Raw genomic sequence first — 19026 nt, 5'->3', positions numbered from 1 at the left:
ATAATACTGTTATGGCTTCAAATAATTTCACTCAAAAATGAAACCGTAGCGGTGGAAGCGGACCTATACGAATTTGTTCTATAAACTGGAAGTGGTCACCATGTTCATCACTTATTTATACACGTTTGTAAATAATGGGATCATCGTATCCAAAAGTCCGCTTTCCGTTAACTTCTATAATTTCAGATACTTCCAAACAACTATCAGAAAACTTTTCCCAAAGCTTAAATGTCATTACTGGTGAAAACTGACTTGTGCTGCCTCCCTCCCAGATGCCATCATTTTCATGATAAAGTGCCGGAGTAAACTTTTTAGATTTTTTCAGTTCACTATAATCAACATTTTTCATAGAATCATATGAGAATGTATTTTTGTCTTCTCCTTCCGGAATCTCATAGGAGGAAAGTAAAATTCCATCTTCATTTTCTGTAATAAGGAAAAGGTGCGGTGATGCATGACGGTTACCATTGGTCTCATAGTAACTTTCTTCAACAACAAATTTTCCATTGAAATCTTGAGGAATATTATTTATTTTGTCATTGCAGACTGTATTTACATGCTTAGCATAAGGATATATTTTTCCTGTTGCCTGCATCATATTAAACTGCTCTTTGTTATCAAAATGTCCCGTCATCATACCAATAAAATTATCAAGTTTCATCATTTTATTTTACCTCCATAAATTTCGATTTGTTAAATTGATTGTATCAGATTGTTCTGTTCATTTCAACAAAAAAAGCCAGATGGTTTCATAAAGAAACCATCTGGCTTTTTTGGCAGGGGTAGAAGGATTCGAACCCTCGGCACGCGGTTTTGGAGACCGCTGCTCTACCAACTGAGCTATGCCCCTATAATAAATGCCCACAATGCATATCTTGCACTGTGGGCATCAGCGCTGGAGCTGCTAAGCAGATTTGAACTGCTGACCTCATCCTTACCAAGGATGCGCTCTACCAACTGAGCTATAGCAGCATATGGCGACCCGAATCAGGCTCGAACTGACGACCTCTAGCGTGACAGGCTAGCGTTCTAACCAACTGAACTACCGGGCCATACCCAGCCTGCGCTGTGCTTGGCGGTGTGTGCCTCACGACCAGCGCAGGAATAATTATAAGGGATGAGTGAAGAAAAGTCAAGCGTTTTTGCAGAATTTTTTAATTATTTTTCTGCATCCGCATCAGGCTGTAGGGGGCAAGGGGCGTTTCACAGGGGATGGTGTACTGCATCATCGGGTGCGGGGTGGCATCCACGCGCTCACCGTCTGCGTTTTCAATCCATTCCGGCGTCAGCTTGACCACAGTCCCGTCCGGCTGCAGAATCTCGATGCTGTCCCCCACGCTGAATTTACCACGCTGGGTGCAGTGGGCCACGCCGTCCGCCCAGCCGTCCACCGTGCCGATGAAATCCCAATCCCGCACATAGGTGTGGCTGGGCGTCTGCTGGGCCTGCTCCTTGCCGAAGTAGAAGCCAGGCGAATAGTGGCGGTGGCTGGTGCGGTTGAGCTCTTCAATCACATCATCGGGCAGCTCAAAGTTATCATTGAAGGGGTCTACAAGGAAGGCGTCCAATGCGCGGCGGTAGGCGCTGACCACCGAGGCCACATAGTAGAAGGTCTTGGCGCGGCCCTCAATTTTCAGCGAGTCCACACCCGCCTTGCAAATCAGGTCAATGAACGGCGCTGTACACAGGTCATTGGCGTTGAGGATATAGCTGCCGTTGTCCGCGCTCTCCCCTATCTCCATATACTGACCGGGGCGGTGCTCCTCCACAAGGCTGTACTTCCAGCGGCAGGGCTGGGCACATTCGCCGCGGTTGCCACTGCGGCCCGCCATATAGCTGGACAGCAGGCAGCGGCCGGAAACGCTCATACACATAGCACCGTGCACGAATGCTTCCAGCTCCAGATCCTCGGGGCAGTTGTCGCGTATCTGGGCAATCTCGGTCAAGGGCAGCTCACGCGCCAGCACAACACGCTTTGCGCCCAGCTCATAGCAGACCTTTGCGGCCTCGTAGTTGGTAATGCCCGCCTGCGTGGAGACATGGCGCTCCACCTGCGGGGCGTACTTCTTGGCCAGCGCCAGCACGCCCAGATCGGCAATGATAAAGGCATCCACGCCCGCCTCGGCGGCATCCTGAATGTACTGGGGCAGCTTGGCCAGCTCCTCATTCGTGGGCAGGGTGTTCAGCGTCAGATAGACCTTTTTGCCGCGGGCATGGGCAAAGATGCAACCCTCCCGCAGCTCGCCGACCGTCAGGTTGACCGGGGCGGCGCGCATACCAAACTCCGGCAGGGCGCAGTAGACTGCGTCCGCGCCGTACATAACAGCATATTTCAGTGTTTCCAGGCTGCCCGCAGGGGCCAGCAGTTCCGGCTGTTGCAGCATAATTGTTCCTCCGTTTTTGCGTAAAAAGCGCCCGGTTCGCGCCGGGCGCTGCTGTGTTGATAAACCGCCTTCTTACAGAGAGGGCAAGAGATTACGGAGCCCAGCCCGCCTTGACACAGTTCTGGTAATGCTCGTCTGCGGTCTTGGCGTAGAAATACTGCCCGGCCACGTCGGTATCGGGGTGGCCCGTGACGAAGAAGTAGTAACCCTCGTTGATATACTCCTGGTCAGGGTTCAGCGCAGCCTCGATGGCGGCATAGCCCGGGTTGGAGATGGGACCGGCAGGCAGGCCGCTGATGGCGTAGGTGTCATACAGCGCCAGCACATCGTCCGGGATAGCACCAGCCTCCGGCCAGCCGAAGTATTCAGCTGTCGGGGAGTTCCAGAGGTAGTTATTCTCGCTGTCCCGCATAATATAGCTGCTGGCGTTGGATTCCAGCTTGTGCTCCGCCCAAAGCGGGTCACTGGATTCCAGACGGTTGTGGAAGCAGGCGCTGACCTTGGCGTCCTCGCTCTCGAGACCGGCCTCCTCCTGAATGAAGCTGGCCAGCTTGACCACATCGTCCAGAGAGGTGCCCTTCTCGGCAATCGTATCGGCCAGACCTGCCGTCTTGTTGGCAAACTCGTTGTAGAGCTGGTCTACATAATAATAGACATCCTCATCCGCGTAGAGGTTGTAGGTGTCCGGGAAGAGGTAGCCCTCGCACTTCATCAGACGGTCATTGTCGGGGATGGCGTTCCAGAAATCATACTGGCTGAAGTCCGAGCCATCGGTGCCGTTGGCACAGCCAAGGAAGGTGTCCACATCGTCCACAAGGCCCGCGTCCACAAAAATCTGCGCCACTCCCACGGCGGTGGTGCCCTCGGGGATGGTGACGTTTACGGTGGGGCGGCGGGTCACAACGGACAGTGCCTTGATAATGTCATTGTAGGCCATACCAGACTGAACCTCAAAATCGCCGTACTGGATGGCGTCCGCCTTGCCGCTGTACTTGACATACTGCTTGAACAGCCAGTCATACTTGATGACACCCGCATCCTTGAGTTGGGTGGCAATGCTGGCCACGGAGGATCCCTCCGGCACGGTGATGGTCTGGACGGTGCCCAGCGTGCCCTGACCGTCCAGCTCTGCATAGAACTGGGAGACCTTGTACCCGCCGAAGCCGACCAGTGCCAGCAGGATAATGACAATCAGGCAGCCCACCGGGAAGCGGCGCTTGGGCTCCTCATCCTCCTCATCGTCCTCATACTCGTCATATTCTTCCTGCTTCGGTTTCTTTTTCGGCTTTTCTTTTTTGGGGCGCGGCGGCTCCTGCTGCGGGGCCTCGCGGCGGGGTGCAGGCTGCGGCGCCTGCGGTGCCGCGGGCTGTTCGGAATTTGAACGATTGATTCTCATGAGTGCTCCTAACTTTTTAAACGATGCAAGGCGTCTGCCTTACGCAAATTACAGCAACATCCTGAAGTAGGCGTCTGTCAAGGGGAAACTCTTGCCCAGAAATGCCACCACACCATAGCCGCAGCGGCGTCCTGCACCCAGATACAGCGTCTGGTTTTCGGCCAGCAGGATGCGGGCGTTGGCAGCGCCGGTCTTTTCCCGCGCCGCCTGCAGAAGCTGGTCGGCGCAGTGGTCATTGTCAGCCTGCAGCTCCAGAAATTGTAGTGTGTCGCCCTTTGTGTAGTACAGGCCGTACCCGCGCCGGGTGGAGACCACCGTCAGACCGCGGCGGTAGAGCTGGGTCATAATCTCATTCATGGCGCTCTCCGGCAGGCAGATGCAGCCGGGCTGGTAGATGCAGCGCATTTCCAGCAACTTGTGCACGGTCAGGCTGTCAAACGCTGCCTGTGCCAGCAGGTCACGGCGTATCTGGGTGTGCAGCACGCGCAGCGGCAGCTGGCTTGTGAAACCCAGCGTTTTCAGCTCCCCGGCATTGCGGGCGTCCTCCGGCGTCATAACGGCAAAGTCAAAGCCGCTGGCCCCATAGGCGCGCAGGCAGCTTTCAATGAGCTTGGGCAGCAGGCGCTCCATCGGGACGCCCTGCCTCCCCGCTGCGCCGCACAGCCAGATGCCCCGGTGCTGGCCGTATTCGACCGGCACTGCGGCGAGCATGGCCGCGGGCGGCTGGCCGGGCTTTTCCAGCACAAGGATATTTTCCAGCCCTGCAACGTTCTGCAGCCAGCCCTCGGCATCGGCGCGGCTGGTTCCGGCCGCCCTGCAGCGCAGCGCCGCCAGTGCGGACAGGTCTTTTGCGGTTGCCTTACGCAGCATGGGCCTCACCTCTTTTGCTTGTTGGTATCAGATACCCTTATTTTACAGTATTCTCTGCAATTCTGCAAGGATTTCAGCGTTGATATCCTCCACAGAACGCATGAATTTTGTTCCGTTTGCATCCTGCGCGGTGCACTCGATGCGATGCCAGCCCAATGTGCGGGCACAGTACTCAGCTGCGGCGCGGCTGCGGGCCAGATAGTCGGTGTCCTTTTCCTGAATATCCTTCTTGGTTTCATCGCCATGGTAGCGTTCGGTGATGAGCTTCTGGGAAATTTCCGGGTCAACCGCCAGATAAATCACCGCATCGGGCGCGGGGATGCCGAATTTCTTGTACTCAAAGTCAAACAGCCAGTTCAGGAAGCCATCCCAGTGCATCGGCGGCAGCTTGGAGCACTGATGCACCGCGTTGGAGGTGGTGTACCGGTCAGACAGCACCAGCCCACCCTCGCGGTAGAACTCGCCCCAGTCGGTTTTGTAGCTGGCATAGCGGTCCACCGCGTAGAAGCTGGACGCCGCGTAGGCGTTGACATCGTCCGGCTTATCGCCGAAGGCGCCGGACAGATACATCTTGACCAGTGCCGAGGAGTCACTCTCATAATCCGGGAAGGTAATCTGCCGCAGGTCATGCCCCTGCTCCTGCAGTCGCTGGGCCGTCAGCTTTGTCTGGGTGCCCTTGCCGGAGCCGTCCAGTCCCTCAAAAATGATGAGCTTTCCCATATTATACTGCCTCCTCCCTGAGCTTGGCATACTTTTCACGCACTTCGGCCTGCTTGCCGCAGCACATACGGCCCTCCGGGCAGGGGCCCGTCAGGCAGCGCGGCCCGGCACTGGCAAAGATGTGCGGGGCAACCGGCAGCACAAGACGGAGCATTTCATCCGCCACAGCGCGGATTTCCCACTGGGCGCGGTTGCAACAGCGCAGATTGAAGAAGTTCTGCAGGCTGCGGCAGTTCATCGTCATAACCATCTTGGTCTCGCAGGCATTGGGCAGTACAAAGCGTGCGTCCTCGTTGGCCTGCTTGCTGGCCTTGGCGCGGGCTGCCTTCTCATCCAGTCCCTCGGCCATCAGGCGTGCGGTGTGGGCGTTTTCCAGCGTGTGGACAAGCTCCAGATACTTGCGCGCATCGTCATTCATCGAGGCAATGAACTGTGCCTTTGCCTCCGGGATGGCCTCAATCTCCGGCGGGATGACATAGCGGAAGTCCTCCAGGCGGACATAGCGCTGGCTCTGCACGCTGAAGCTGGCCAGACGGTGGCGGGTGACCTGCGCCAGGAAGGTGCGGGAAACACCCTCAATGCCAAAGGTGAAGCTGGCGTGCTCAATGGGGCTGGCGTGGCCAACATCGTTCAGGCGCTGCAGGAAGGCCTCAGTCTTTTCCGGCGTCAGGCCGTCCAGCAGCGTCTCAATATGGGCGTCCGAATAGCAGAGCTTTGCCGCGGCGGCAATGGTCTTTTCCGGGTCATTCGTATGGGCAATGAGCTGAACTAACATATCATTCCTCCACTTTTTTCAGCGGTGCGTAGTTGGCCATCGTTTTTTTGACGCCAACACGGTCAAACTGAATTTCCACAATGCAGTCCCCTGCGATGGGCGTGGCCTTGATGACCCTGCCGCGACCAAAGACGCGGTGGTCAACCAAATCGCCGGGCGCATAGCTGACAGCTTCCTTCTTTTTGGGTGCGGCGGATACAGTCCCGGTCAGCGTGGATGTGCCTGCGCCTGCCGGGGCGGTGCTGCCGCCGCGGCTGCGACCATAGCCGGAGCCAAAGCCCACGGACTGCACCGTGTGGCGGCCGCCGTAGGAATTGGGGCTTTCGTGCCCGCCGCTGACAAAGCCGCTGCTGTAGCCGCTGCCGAAACCGCCGCGGGGTTTTGCGTTATATTCACTGTTCAAGTAGCCGCGGGATGCGCCGGAGTAGCCGCTGCGCCCGCCGGGCACATTGGTGCTGTAGCTGCCGTACCCGGCCCCGAAGCCGCTGCCATAGGAGGAAAGCTCCGGGCTCTGGGTCTCATCCAGCAGGCCGGGGTCAATCTCGCTCAGGAAGGTGGATGGCGGGTTGCGGCGCGTCTGGCCGAAAATCATCCGCGTGCGGGAGCTGGACAGATACAGCTCCTTCTTGGCGCGGGTGATGGCCACATAGCACAGGCGGCGTTCCTCTTCCATGTCCTCCTCGTTATACTTGGCTGCATCTCCGGGGAAGATACCATCCTCCATGCCTACGACAAAGACATAGGGAAATTCCAGACCCTTTGCCGAGTGTATCGTCATCATCGTGACGCTGTCGGCATCGGTATCATAGCTGTCGAGGTCGGAAATCAGCGCGACCTCCTCCAAAAAGCCGGACAGGGTGGCGTCCTCACCGTTCTGGTCGGCGTAGGTCTTGATGGAGCTGACGAGCTGGCCCAGGTTCTCCCGCCGGGTCTCGCCCTCCTCCTTCATCGCCTTGAGCATGGCCTCATAGCCGGTTTTGGCAATCACATCGCCGACAAACTCGTCCAGCGGCTCACTCACGGACAAATCGCAGAGCTCACGGTACATCTCATAGAAGCGCTCCAATGCGGCGGCGGCGCGCTGCAGCTCGGGGTAGTCACGGACATGGGCAATGATTTCCAGCATAGGGACGCCCTTGCCTGCGGCCAGCTCACCGATTTTTTCAATCGTGGTTGCGCCGATTTTGCGCGCCGGCTCGTTGATGATACGGCGCAGGCGCACATCGTCCCGCGGGTTGACGATGACGGCCAGATAGGAGTTGATGTCCTTGACCTCCTTGCGGTCAAAGAAGCGCTGGCCGCCCACAATGCGGTATGGGATACCGGCGCGGGCGAAGTAGGTCTCGATGGGGTTGGACTGGGCGTTCATACGGTAGAGCACCGCATGGTCCTTCAGGCTGGCACCCTCGCGCAGATGCTCACCGATGATATCTGCGATATGGCTGGCCTCGTCCTGCTCGTTCGTGGCGGTGTAGTGGTGGACTTTTTCGCCCTCGCCGCTTTCGGTCCAGAGGGTCTTGCCCTTGCGGCCCATATTGTTCTTGATAACGCTGTTGGCGGCGTTCAGAATATTGGCGGTGGAGCGATAGTTCTGCTCCAAACGGATGGTTTTGGCACCGGTAAAGACCTTTTCAAAGTTGAGGATATTCTCAATCGTGGCGCCGCGGAATTTATAGATGGACTGGTCATCGTCACCGACAACGCAGACGTTGTTGGTACCGCCCGCCAGCAGGCGCACCAGATGAAACTGCGCAATGCTGGTGTCCTGATATTCGTCCACCACCACATAGCGGAAACGGTTCTGGTAGTATTCCCGCGCTTCCGCGTCATTTTGCAGCAGCTTGACCGTGTGGAAAATCAGATCGTCAAAGTCCATTGCGCCCGCCGCCTTCAGGCGGTTGGCGTAAGCGGTGTAGATTTTGGAAATCAGCTGTGCCTTCGTGTTGGCGGGAACCTCCGCGGCCACATCCTCCGCAGACATGAGCTTATCTTTGTAGGAGGAAATCTGCCCGATGGCCGACTTGACCGGCAGGAACTTGTCATCAATCATCAAATCCTTGTAGATTTGCTTGATGACACGCTGCTGGTCGTCCGAGTCATAGATGGTAAAGCTCTTGGGGAAGCCGATACGCTCAGCGTCGCGGCGCAGCATCCGCACACAGGCCGAGTGGAAGGTGGAGGCGTTTACGTCCCCGCCGAGGGTGTCCCCCAGCATGGCGCGCAGACGTTCCTTCAGCTCCCCGGCCGCCTTGTTTGTGAAGGTGATGGCCAGCACATTCCAGGGGCGTGCCGGGCGCACCGCAAGGTAGGCGGTTTCCCGCGGCAGGTCGCGGCCGCTGGCCACGGCGCTGCGCAGCTCGTCAAGGTCGGTCTGGGTCACAGGGCGGGGCAGTTCCCGGCTGCCATGGGCCGAGCCGAACCGGATGATGTTGGCAATGCGGTTGACCAGCACGGTGGTCTTGCCGGAGCCCGCGCCTGCCAGAATGAGCAGCGGCCCCTCGGTAGCAAAGACGGCCTGACGCTGCACCGGGTTGAGCCGGGTAAACCGGGCTTCGATATATTGGTCGCGAAGGGCAAGATATTCAGCGGTAATATCGGACATAATAATGACCTCTCGTTGGTGATATATATTATAAGGTAGCAACCTTACTCCCCGGTGAAGGGGTCATGGGTATGGTTCAGGCGGCGGTTCCACGTTTTGGGCGTGGCGTCCCGGAAACCCGCCGTCAGGTACTTACCCTCGCTCAGGCTGATGGCCGTGCCGCGGGCAACGCAGTTCAGCGGGTCAGGCGCAATGGCCACATCGGTGTGGAGCTCCCCTGCAATATAGCTGGCAAGGCCGCGCAGCAGGGACCCGCCGCCGGTGAGCAGCACGCCGGTGGAGGAAACATCTGCCGCCAGCTCCGGCGGGGTGCTTTCCAGCACGTTGCGGGCCGTGGTGGCAATGCGGGCGGCAAGCTCCTGCACAGGCTCATACAAATCGCGGGTGTAGACAAGGCGGCGCGCCGGGAGATTTGTCTCCCACGAATGGCCGCGCACCTCCATCACACCCTCAAACTCGCTCTTGGTGCAGCAGGCAACCTGTTTTTTCAGCTGCTCGGCTGTCAGCGGGCCGATGGCAATCTGGTATTTTTCCTGGATATACTGGGCAATGCAGTTATCAAAGGCGTTGCCCGCCACAGGCAGGCTGGCCGCTTTGACACGGCCGCCCATACTGATCACGGCAATATCGGTGGAGCCGCCGCCGATGTCCACAACCATACAGCCGTGGGGCTGGCGGATTTGCAGGCCTGCGCCCAGTGCAGCCGCTACCGGCTCATCGACCAGAAACACCTGCTTGGCCCCCGCCGCCATAACGGACTCCACAACGGCGTCCGCCTCAATGCCGGTGATGGCCGCGGGCACGCAGACCGCAATGCGCGGCTTGAAGATGCGCGAACGGCAAACCTCGTTGACAAAGCGCACAATCAGCTCGTTCGTCATGCGGTGGTCCTGAATGATGCCGTCCCGCAGGGGGCGCACCAAATCAATATGGGCGGGTGCGCGGCCCACCATTTTCAGTGCCTCGTCCCCCACCGCAAGGATGGAGTTGGTGCGGGTATCCACCGCGCCGATGGTCGGCTGGCGGAAAATCACCCCCTGCTCCTCGGTTGCGATGATAATGGAGGTTGTGCCCAAGTCGATTCCAATGTCATATTGTTTCATGAGTTTGTCATTTCCTCCGTCGGCGTGGCGGCGTCCTTCAGCAGAAACCGCAGTCCGCTGTAGCGCATATTCTGGCGCACATTCTCTACCATCGCCTGCTCGGTGCGGGCCGTGCCGGTCAATACGCAAAGGCGGCGGGCGCGGGTGACGCCTGTGTACAAAAGGTTGCGGTAGCACAGCCGGGCGGGCACATCTGCCACCGGCAGAATGACCGCCGGAAATTCCGAACCCTGACTTTTGTGCACGGTGACCGCGTAGGCGGGCTCCAGCTCATTGAGCTGGTCGGCTGTGTAGGTGTACTTGCGGTCATCCATCATAACGGTCACAGCGCGGGCATCGACGTCCACCGCGGTGATAACGCCCATATCGCCGTTGTAGGCGCCTACACCGGCCTCCGCGCCCTTGCGCTCAAAGGTAATGTCATAATCGTTCTTGACCTGCATAACTTTATCGCCCAGACGCAGGATTTTCGGGCTTTCCGCCGTGCCAATCTGGGCCTTGCCCTTGGCGGGCGGGTTGAGGATTTCCTGCAGTTTCTTGTTCAGCTCCACACTGCCGGTGGGGCCCACCTTTGTGGGACAGAGCACCTGTATATCCTTGACCGGGTCAAAGCCGTAGGCCTTGGGCAGGCGGGTGCTGACAAGGTCGCAGACCAGCTTCTGGCAAGCAAGGCCGGTGGATTCTATCATAAAGAAATCGTCCTTGGCCCCGCCCTTCTGGGGCATCTGCCCTTCGACAATGCGGTGGGCGTTCTGGACAATCAGGCTCTGCTGCGCCTGCCGGAAGATATCCGTCAGCCGCACGGTGGGCACAACATCCGCACGCAGAATCTCGCCCAGAATGTTGCCCGGGCCGACGCTGGGCAGCTGGTCGGCATCCCCCACCATAATGATGCGGCAGTGGTACCGCGCCGCAGCCAGCAGCGCCTGAAAGAGTTTGACGTCCACCATACTCATCTCATCGAGGATGATTACATCATATTTCAAAAGGTTCTTTTCATTATGGATAAATCGCACATTGCCGCTGCTGTAGTCCACCTCCAGCAGGCGGTGTATCGTGGACGCCGCGTGGTGGGTCAGCTCGCTCAGCCGCTTGGCGGCACGGCCCGTGGGCGCACAGAGCGCGACCCTGTCATATAGTGCCTCGTACAGGCTCAGAATGGCGTTGACGGTGGTGGTTTTGCCGGTGCCGGGGCCGCCGGTCAGCACCATCACGCGGCTGGAAAGCGCCAGCCGGATGGCCTGCTTCTGCAGTGGGGCATATGCAAAGCCCTGCGCCAGCTCCAGCGCACAGATGTCGGCATCCAGTGTGCGCGGCGTCTCGGTCGGGAAGGTCGAAAGCTGGCCCAGCCGGGCGGCAATGTCCTCCTCGGCGCTGAGCAGGTCCGGCAGATAGATATACTCCACGCCGTCAAAGGTGCGGCTGCGCAGCTCCTCGGCGGAGAGCAGCTCCTCAAGACCTTCCTCGATGGCCTCCGGCGGAACGCGCAGAAACCGGGCGGTGCTGTCCAGCAGCTTGTCCCGCGGCAGGCAGGTGTGGCCGTTGCCCGCGTTGTGGCGCAGTGCATAGAGCAGCCCCGCTGCCACGCGCAGGCGGCAGCCAGCATCAAACTGCAGCGCGGCCGCAATGCCGTCCACCTGACCAAATTTCAGCTGCAGCGGCTCCCCACAGAGCAGATAGGGGTTCTGAGTCAGTGCCTCCACCGTGTGGGGGCCGAAGGCGCGGTAGGCATTTACCGCCTGCTGGGCGCTGAGGCCGTACCGGGCAAACCACGCCACAACCTCCCGCACGCCGTACATACGGCGGAATTCGTTGGAGATGGTCGCGGCCTTCTGCTCATTGATGCCCTTCAGCTCGCAGAGCTTCTGCGGGGTCTGGGCAATGACGTTCAGCGTATCCTCGCCGAATTTTTCCACGATTTTTCTGGCGGTGGACGGCCCAATGTAGGGCAGCACACCACTGGACAGATAGCTTAAAATGGCATTGGTGTCCTCAGGCAGGCGGGCCTCGATGGTTTCCGCCTTGAACTGCTCGCCATAGCTGGGGTGGTTGACCATATGGCCGTAGACGGTCACGGACATACCGTTGTCCACGCCGCCGACGTTGCCCGCCACAATGACGTCCGTGCCGCCCGCATCCACCTCAAACACAGCATAGCCGGAGTCGGCGTTTTCGTAGATAACGTGCTCCACTGTGCCCTCCAGCTTCATGAGCTGTTCTTCTTTGGCTTCCATCGATACCCTCCTTTCCTGCAAAATCGTCACACTTTCACAGATAATGTTATTATACCCCATACGTGCGCATTTGGCAAATCCGGAAGGTACAAAAAATGACCCTGCACCGTTATGGCACAGGGTCAAAAAATATTTTTTATTCAGCGGCAGCTGCCTTCAGGGCATCCACGCGGTCGGTGTTTTCCCACTTCACGCCCAGATCCTCGCGGCCCATATGGCCGTAGGCGGCCAGCTGGCGGTAGATGGGCTTGCGCAGATCAAGGTCGCGGATGATGCCGGCGGGGGTCAGGTCAAAGACCTTCTCGACAGCGGCCTCAATCTTGTCATCGGCCACCGTGCCGGTGCCGAAGGTATCTACCATGATGGAAACCGGCTTGGCCACGCCGATGGCATAGGCCAGCTCAACCTCGCACTTGGTGGCAAGACCGGCGGCAACGATGTTCTTGGCAACCCAGCGGGCAGCGTAGGCCGCGGAACGGTCCACCTTGCTGGGGTCCTTGCCGCTGAAGGCACCGCCGCCGTGGCGGGCATAGCCGCCGTAGGTATCGACGATAATCTTGCGGCCGGTCAGGCCGGAGTCACCCTGCGGGCCGCCCACAACAAAGCGGCCGGTCGGGTTGATGTAATACTTGGTGTTCTCATCCAGCAGCTCGGCGGGGATAACCTTCTCAATAACCTCGCGCTTGATGTCCTCATGCAGCTGCTCCTGGCTGACGTCGGGGCTGTGCTGGCTGGAGATAACCACGGCGTCCACGCGTACAGGCTTGCCGTCCTCATACTCCACGGTAACCTGGCTCTTGCCGTCCGGACGCAGATAGCCCAGCGTGCCGTCCTTGCGCACCGCGGTCAGGCGCTTGGCCAGCTTGTGTGCCAGGCTGATGGGCAGCGGCATCAGCTCAGGGGTCTCGTTGCAGGCGTAGCCGAACATCATACCCTGGTCACCGGCACCGGCAACCTCGTCGTTGGTGCCCAGCGCGATGTCGGGGCTCTGGCCGTCAATGTTGGTGATAACACCACAGGTCTCGCAGTCAAAGCCGTATTTGGCGCGGTCATAGCCGATGGAGCGGATGACCTCGCGGGCGGTGCCGGGAATGTCAACATAGCAGTTGGTGGTAATCTCGCCCATGATGTGGACAAGGCCGGTGGAGCAGGTGGTCTCGCACGCTACACGCGCACCGGGATCCTGTGCCAGAATGGCGTCAAGGATAGCATCGGAAATCTGGTCGCAGATTTTGTCGGGATGCCCCTCGGTAACAGATTCGGACGTGAACAGAACTTTGGACATTGGTAGATAGCCTCCTATAAAAATTCGGCAGAAACGCAACCGTGGAAACAAAAAAACGCGCAGCCGGAAAGACTGCGCGCATAACGCTTATCTTTCGGTTTCCCGCAGGAATTGGCACCTTGCACATACGTGCAGGTTGTCGGGCTTCATCGGGCCTGTTCCCTCAGCCACTCTTGATAAGTTGCTATTCTGTTGTTGTGTTGCTAGTGTACCACAGGTTTTCGGTCAAGTCAACGAGATTTCGTTGTGCAGTTCATAGGATTTGCACAAAAGTAGTACATTTTGCCCGCCGTGTGTGCTTTTGCCGCAAAGCCGCCTTATTTGCGGCCGTGCAGAATCGGAGACAGCGGTTTGTAAATCAGGAAGCAGAGTGCTGCATCCAGCAATCCCTTGAAAAGGGTGAACGGCAGATTGAAGGTCAGCAGGCAGGCCAGCAGACCATCCACACTGGGGTTGATGGCCTGATACATCCCGATAATTGCGTCCAGCGGCAGATGGTACAGCACCACATACGCCGGGTATACGATGAAATAGTTGTACGGCACACTGACCACGGCCATAATCACGGCGCCCAGCCCCGCGCCAATCAGGGCGCTGCGGCGGGACTTGCTGCGCTTGTAGACAAAGCCCGCCACGCCGACAAAGAGCGCGCCCATCACAAAGTTGAACAGCTCCCCCACCGCGGCGGTACTGGTGCTGGGCAGCTTGATAAGGTTCTTGATCAGGCAGACCGCGATGCCGGAAACCGGCCCATAGGCGTAGGCCGCCAACAGGGCGGGCAGCTCCGACACATCGAGCTTGACGAAGGACGGCATAATGGGGATGGGAAACTCAAGGTACATCAGCACAGCGGCGACTGCGCCGAGCATGGCGGTTCCTGTGAGCTTGCGGACATTGGATGTGTTTTTCATAATAGGGTTCCTCCCGATATTTTTTGAAAGCCGGCTTTGGAACTTCGGGAGGCTCTGCATCGCAAATAAAAACGCCCTGCTGTACAAAAGCATACAGCAGGGCGCAGAAAAAGCTAAACAGACAGCTTTCCGTTTCTTTCATCCGGACTATACCGTCGGCCCCGGAATCACACCGGATCAGCGGCTGCAAAAGCAGCCGGTCGCGGGCTTACGGCCTTGGCCGTTCACCGCCGGTGGGGAATTGCACCCCGCCCTGAAACAGACTTTCTGGAAAGTATTATAGCACAGGTTTTACAAAATGCAAGAGGGTATGGTATAATTCTTGCAAAGGAGGGACCTTGCCCCATGACTGATTTGACTTTTAGCTTTAGCCTGCTTATTCCGGCGCTGGTGTTGGCGCTGCTGGCCGTTGCCCTGCCGGAGCTGTGCAGGTACATTGCCGCCCGCCTCTTAAAGCGGATGAAGCCGCACATAGCCTCGTGGCTCAGCATCCTGCTGGAAAGCTACATTATACCGCTGGCCATGATCCTGCGCGTCTTTCTTGCCATGCTTGCGCTGGGCTCCGCCATATCCGTGCTGCCCTTCGATGCGCTCCGCAGTGAGAACATTACCCACCTGCTGGATATTGCCTCGGATTTGCTCTGCATCTTCTATATCGGGCTGGGCAGCTGGCGGGCCGCGCCTGTCACCCGCCTGCTGCTGCACAGTGCCGAAAACCATCTGGACATCCAGACCCACCAGACGATGGGGCGCTTTTTTGAGAATATCTTCCATGCGCTGGTTGTGGTATTCACCGGCATTGCCATGCTGGACCGGCTGGGCGTGCCGGTCACCGGCCTGCTGACCGGCGCCGGGGTGGCCGGACTTGCTATCTCTCTTGCGGCGCAGTCCACCTTAAGCAACCTGATTGCCGGTATCACCCTTGTTTTAGAGCACCCCTTCGGCATCGGGGATTACATCGCCGTGGGCAGCTATGAGGGTACGGTGGAGGATGTTTCCTTCCGTTCCACCCGCATCCGCACGTTGGATAATGTCGCCATCACGATAGAAAATTCCAAGGTTTGCTCGGAGTATATCCAGAACTGTGACCGCCGCCAGAGCCGCCTGTGGGATTTCACCATCGGGCTGACCTACGATACCAGCCATGATAAAATCGAGGCTCTGCGCCGAAAGCTGATTGCCACGCTGCAGGCCAATCCCGATGTACAGCCGGACAGCGTGAGCGTGACGCTGGACCGCTTCAACGATTACAGCATTGATTTGCGCTGCCGTGTCTACATTGCCAAGATTCCGCTGCGCGAATTTCTGGCTGTAAAGAACGTGCTGAATTTTCAGATACTGGATGTCGTCCGCGCCGAGGGCTGCAATTTTGCCTTCCCGACCACCACGCTGGATATACCCAAGCAGTAAAAACACCCCGCGGCTTTCAGATGGAGCCGCGGGGTATTCTTGTGTTTTACCGACAAGCGCCATTTTTTTGGTACTGGCGCGGGCGGAGTCTCTTATTCATAGGGTTCATAGGGCGGGCGGGGCAGCTCCTCCCCTACCCGCAGGGTGCGCGGGCAAAGGCCGGTTTCAGCCTCCACAAAGCCCATCAGCATACCCATGTGCATATACAGATGCCGATATTGCGACAGCATCAGCGTAAACCGCGTCCATTCGCAGTTTTCCGGCCTTTGCAGTAAATCCTCATCGTGCAGCGAGGTGAGATAGATGGACAGCTTTGCCTTGATTGTATAGAAATAGTCATCTATATCCCGCCTGTCCAGATGGGCGGCGGGGTAAATGTCCAGCTCCTGCAGATGCGGCGTGTGCACCGGCGGCTCCACAAAATCATTATCTCGCGGGTTGATGAACCACTGGTCCAGATGGTGCAACGTGTGATAGATATGCTGCCACAGGGGCGCACCGCCATAGCAGCGATCCCACAGCTCGTCCGGGATGCAGTCCATCACGTTCTGCATCTCCCACAGCGCCCGCACGGTCATCTCCGCAATGACCGCATGATAGGATGTTTCCCGCAATGGTATTGCCCCCTCTCGGGTGCAGTATGCCCGGGGGCGGCCTGTTTATTCATGGTCGCTTTCCAGCTCACGGATGGTTTTGCGGGCGGTAACCAGCTTCATAAAGGGGTCCAGCAGGGCGCGCTCCTCCTGTGAGGGCGTGCGGCTGCGGGCCTGCATCAGCAGCCACGCAAGCTCACTGCTGACTGGGCGGCCATACACCAGCGCATTGAAGCCATCCTTGCAGACAGCCATCTTGGCTGTGGTAATGTCCAGCGTTGTAGCCCCGGCATAGTGGCGCAGTATATTCTGCAGCGCGGCAGGACTGCCGAACACCGACTTGACCAGCTGGGCGTAGGCCGCAATATACTGCGGGGGCATACTGTCCGCCGTGCGCAGCTCAATGCGGGATTTCAGACGCACATCGTAAAAGAACATTGACAAAATGTGTGCGGCTTCCCGCTGGCTGATGTGCGCCGCATACAGGTCCGGGGCGGTCTTGCTGCCCACCGCTTTCACCCGGCCGGTGCGCCACGCAACAAGCTGCGGCTTGGTCAGCACGTTCTCCGCATAGCGGGCAAAGCCGAAATCCGCGTCCATCAGGTGCGGCACCACGCCGCAGCGGTCGCGGTCGACATCCTGCCAGATGCGGGTGCGCATGGTGCAGACACTGTTGCGGCTTGCCTGATACACCGGCACATTATCGCACAGCAGTGCAAAGAACGGCGTGAGCAGGCTGGCCGCACGCATTTTGCGGACAAAATCCGTTTCATTGAAATAGTCAATCGTAATCAGTGTGGCCGCCGTAGCACGCATGGCCTGCAGACCGCAGGCCCCTGTGTTTTTAAAGTAGCGGTCCATCACCTCGTCCCGGGTGTCAGACAGCAGCGGCAGGGCCTCTGCACGGCAGGTGGGATGGTAGCCGACCGTCCACGCACGCAGCCCATGCGCCGCCAGCGCCAGCCCCATCTGCAAATAGAAGCCGTTGTACAAATCCATGATGTCCTGCACATCCCGTTGCGGCTTCAGGCTGACCCGCAGCTGGCAGGCCGGGCCCAGCGCGGCAGAAATTGCCGGGCCGCTGTACCCCATATAGGTGCTGTCGATGATGATGGGCGCATCCCCCTGCCCCTGCAGCTCCTGTAAGGCTGCCTGTGCCGCGGCCGGTCCTGCCGCACGGCCATCCGGGCCTGTCAGGAAATGCTCAACCTCCAGCCCGATGGTCAGCCGGCCCTCCGGCTCACAGTCCGCCGCGAAGTAGCCCGCCATCATTCTGATTTGTTCGTCCAGTTTTGCCATAAATCGGATTGTTCTCCCTATGGTTATCGTATGGGACTATTATACCGCGATTTCCTGCAGGGTGCAATGTCAGATTTCACCGGCAGACGGCAGGCCGTAGGCCGGTTCTGCCGCCTGCACGGCGCGCACAATCGCCTTGGCCATAACCCGCGCCGCCAGCGTTCCCACAACGTCCATATCGGCGGGCACATCCCCCAGCGACACCGCGTAAATGCTGTCACCGTCCATAGAGGTGTGCACCGGGCGGATGGCGCGGGCGTATCCATCGTGGGCCATGCCCGCAATCTTGCACAGGTGCGCCTTGTCCAGCCCTGCATTGGTGAGAATCACGCCGAGTGTGGTGTTGCCGACAAACTTTTCCGCCTGCGCCTCGATTGCCTGCAGGGCCGCCAGCTCGGAATCGAGGAAGGTTTTTCCGTCCGCTGCCAACAGGCCCGCGATTTTACGGCCGTTCTCGTAATCGTAAACGTCACCCACGGCATTGACGGCCACCACAGCGCCGACCTGCAGGTTCCCCACCTGAACGGCATAGCTGCCGATGCCGGACTTCATGCAGTGCTCCATACCCAGCAGCTTGCCGACGGTGGCGCCGGTGCCCGCGCCGTGGTTGCCGTCACGGTAGTTGCCCGTCTCCGCGTTGACACAGGCCTCGTAGGCCATAGCCGCATCGGGGCGGGTGTGCGCATCGGCCACTGTCAGGTCAAACAAATCCGACTGGCAGACCAGCGGAACCCTTGTGACACCCACATCAACGCCAATGCCGCGCTCCTCCAGATAGCGCATCACGCCGCCCGCGGCGTCCAGCCCAAAGGCACTGCCGCCCGCCAGCAGAATGGCGTGAATGACCTGCGCGGTGGCCAGCGGCTTGAGCAGCTCACTCTCCCGCGAGGCAGGCCCACCGCCGCGGACATCCAGCCCGACGGATGCGCCCTCCCGGCCCAGCAGAAACACCGTGCAGCCTGTGCCAGCCTGCACGTTTTCTGCCTGGCCAATTTGTATATTTCTGAAGTCTTTTATAGAAATTTCTTTCATGGAAGCGTCCTTTCATTTTCCGCAAACAGGAATTTTACCGTTTGCTGTATCTCATTGACTCCGACTTCTTCAAGGCGTTCTTTATACCTTTTCAGCAGCTCTGCCTGCTCCGGGAATCGTCCCAGATAGTCCACCGCGCCATGTAAATCGCCACGAATCAGATGATTTTTGTAAACTTCTGTGCTGTATTCTTCCATAAGCGCCCCCGGACATTTGTTTTATTCATTGTACACCATCCAAAGGCAGACGTCCAGCCTGAAGGCTGGCAGGATGAAGTAAAAAAGTTCTGAAAAAAGCCCGCACATTACACGAATCATCGTGCAATATGCAGGCTCTATTTAGTGCTCGCGATTATTCAAACTCGACTTTTCCTAACTGATTTTGTTTAGAAATTATTCTCTGCCGAGTATGT

Annotated in this window: 16 protein-coding genes, 3 tRNA genes and 2 riboswitches; of the genes, 1 reads left to right on the top strand and 18 read right to left on the bottom strand. The window is 58.3% G+C overall.

Translation table 11 applies throughout. From position 1 onward, the window contains the following. Window positions 1–115 precede the first annotated feature (115 nt). From NE623_RS00600 to NE623_RS00535, 14 genes are all read right to left on the bottom strand, one after another. Window positions 116–664 (bottom strand): hypothetical protein, encoded by a 549-nt coding sequence (locus tag NE623_RS00600; RefSeq protein WP_118544328.1) that lies wholly within the window; start codon window positions 662–664, stop codon window positions 116–118. 110 nt (window positions 665–774) lie between these two features. Next, window positions 775–850: transfer RNA gene (locus NE623_RS00595), tRNA-Trp, on the bottom strand. Window positions 851–896: 46 nt separating this feature from the next. Continuing rightward, window positions 897–972, bottom strand: a tRNA-Thr gene (locus tag NE623_RS00590). A gap of 3 nt (window positions 973–975) precedes the next feature. Then, window positions 976–1052: transfer RNA gene (locus NE623_RS00585), tRNA-Asp, on the bottom strand. 102 nt (window positions 1053–1154) lie between these two features. Continuing rightward, a complete protein-coding gene (locus NE623_RS00580; RefSeq protein WP_256271131.1) occupies window positions 1155–2384 on the bottom strand; it encodes a peptidase U32 family protein in 1230 nt (409 codons plus the stop codon). 91 nt (window positions 2385–2475) lie between these two features. After that, the gene (mltG, locus tag NE623_RS00575) at window positions 2476–3780 is read right to left on the bottom strand and encodes an endolytic transglycosylase MltG (protein WP_256271132.1); all 1305 of its coding nucleotides are present in this window, start codon (window positions 3778–3780) and stop codon (window positions 2476–2478) included. Between the two features lie 48 nt (window positions 3781–3828). Continuing rightward, on the bottom strand, window positions 3829–4650 hold the full coding sequence (locus NE623_RS00570; RefSeq protein WP_256271133.1) for a hypothetical protein: 822 nt from the start codon (window positions 4648–4650) through the stop codon (window positions 3829–3831). Window positions 4651–4692: 42 nt separating this feature from the next. Continuing rightward, window positions 4693–5370: a dTMP kinase gene (locus NE623_RS00565; protein ID WP_256271134.1), complete on the bottom strand. Its 678-nt coding sequence runs from the start codon at window positions 5368–5370 to the stop codon at window positions 4693–4695. A 1-nt stretch (window position 5371) separates the two neighbouring features. Beyond that, window positions 5372–6145 carry an FAD-dependent thymidylate synthase gene (gene thyX / locus NE623_RS00560; protein WP_256271135.1) on the bottom strand — a complete coding sequence of 258 codons (774 nt, stop codon included), beginning with the start codon at window positions 6143–6145 and terminating at the stop codon, window positions 5372–5374. A 1-nt stretch (window position 6146) separates the two neighbouring features. Then, complete coding sequence (locus tag NE623_RS00555; RefSeq protein ID WP_256271136.1) at window positions 6147–8747, bottom strand: ATP-dependent helicase; 2601 nt, start codon at window positions 8745–8747, stop codon at window positions 6147–6149. A gap of 44 nt (window positions 8748–8791) precedes the next feature. Then, window positions 8792–9850 carry a rod shape-determining protein gene (locus NE623_RS00550; RefSeq protein ID WP_256271137.1) on the bottom strand — a complete coding sequence of 353 codons (1059 nt, stop codon included), beginning with the start codon at window positions 9848–9850 and terminating at the stop codon, window positions 8792–8794. Further along, window positions 9847–12084, bottom strand: coding sequence for an SF1B family DNA helicase RecD2 (gene recD2, locus NE623_RS00545; protein ID WP_256271138.1), 2238 nt, complete (start codon window positions 12082–12084; stop codon window positions 9847–9849). Before recD2 ends, NE623_RS00550 begins: the two co-directional genes overlap by 4 nt. A 136-nt stretch (window positions 12085–12220) precedes the next feature. Continuing rightward, a complete protein-coding gene (gene metK / locus NE623_RS00540; protein ID WP_256271139.1) occupies window positions 12221–13369 on the bottom strand; it encodes a methionine adenosyltransferase in 1149 nt (382 codons plus the stop codon). An 84-nt stretch (window positions 13370–13453) separates the two neighbouring features. Continuing rightward, window positions 13454–13552: riboswitch (SAM riboswitch) on the bottom strand. 134 nt (window positions 13553–13686) lie between these two features. Continuing rightward, window positions 13687–14280, bottom strand: coding sequence for an ECF transporter S component (locus NE623_RS00535; RefSeq protein WP_256271140.1), 594 nt, complete (start codon window positions 14278–14280; stop codon window positions 13687–13689). A 126-nt stretch (window positions 14281–14406) separates the two neighbouring features. Continuing rightward, window positions 14407–14545, bottom strand: a riboswitch (FMN riboswitch). Window positions 14546–14625: 80 nt separating this feature from the next. Between NE623_RS00535 and NE623_RS00530 the strand changes: the two genes are divergently transcribed. Further along, window positions 14626–15690 (top strand): mechanosensitive ion channel family protein, encoded by a 1065-nt coding sequence (locus NE623_RS00530; RefSeq protein WP_256271141.1) that lies wholly within the window; start codon window positions 14626–14628, stop codon window positions 15688–15690. A gap of 92 nt (window positions 15691–15782) precedes the next feature. Here the strand turns inward: NE623_RS00530 and NE623_RS00525 are convergent, their stop codons facing one another. The 4 genes from NE623_RS00525 to NE623_RS00510 form a co-directional block, all read right to left on the bottom strand. Next, window positions 15783–16304 (bottom strand): hypothetical protein, encoded by a 522-nt coding sequence (locus NE623_RS00525; RefSeq protein WP_256271142.1) that lies wholly within the window; start codon window positions 16302–16304, stop codon window positions 15783–15785. 45 nt (window positions 16305–16349) lie between these two features. Next, window positions 16350–17582: a glutamate-cysteine ligase family protein gene (locus NE623_RS00520; RefSeq protein WP_256271143.1), complete on the bottom strand. Its 1233-nt coding sequence runs from the start codon at window positions 17580–17582 to the stop codon at window positions 16350–16352. Between the two features lie 69 nt (window positions 17583–17651). Beyond that, complete coding sequence (locus tag NE623_RS00515) at window positions 17652–18614, bottom strand: P1 family peptidase (protein ID WP_256271144.1); 963 nt, start codon at window positions 18612–18614, stop codon at window positions 17652–17654. Then, window positions 18611–18811: a hypothetical protein gene (locus NE623_RS00510; RefSeq protein WP_256271145.1), complete on the bottom strand. Its 201-nt coding sequence runs from the start codon at window positions 18809–18811 to the stop codon at window positions 18611–18613. The genes NE623_RS00515 and NE623_RS00510 overlap by 4 nt, the downstream gene beginning before the upstream one ends. Between the last annotated feature and the right edge of the window lie 215 nt (window positions 18812–19026).

Origin of the sequence: Gemmiger formicilis, assembly GCF_024462815.1 — a bacterium.
In the GTDB taxonomy this organism is placed as follows: Bacteria; Bacillota; Clostridia; order Oscillospirales; family Ruminococcaceae; genus Gemmiger.
Note: the sequence above shows the minus strand (reverse complement) of the source record. Positions and strands in the feature narration are given on the sequence as shown.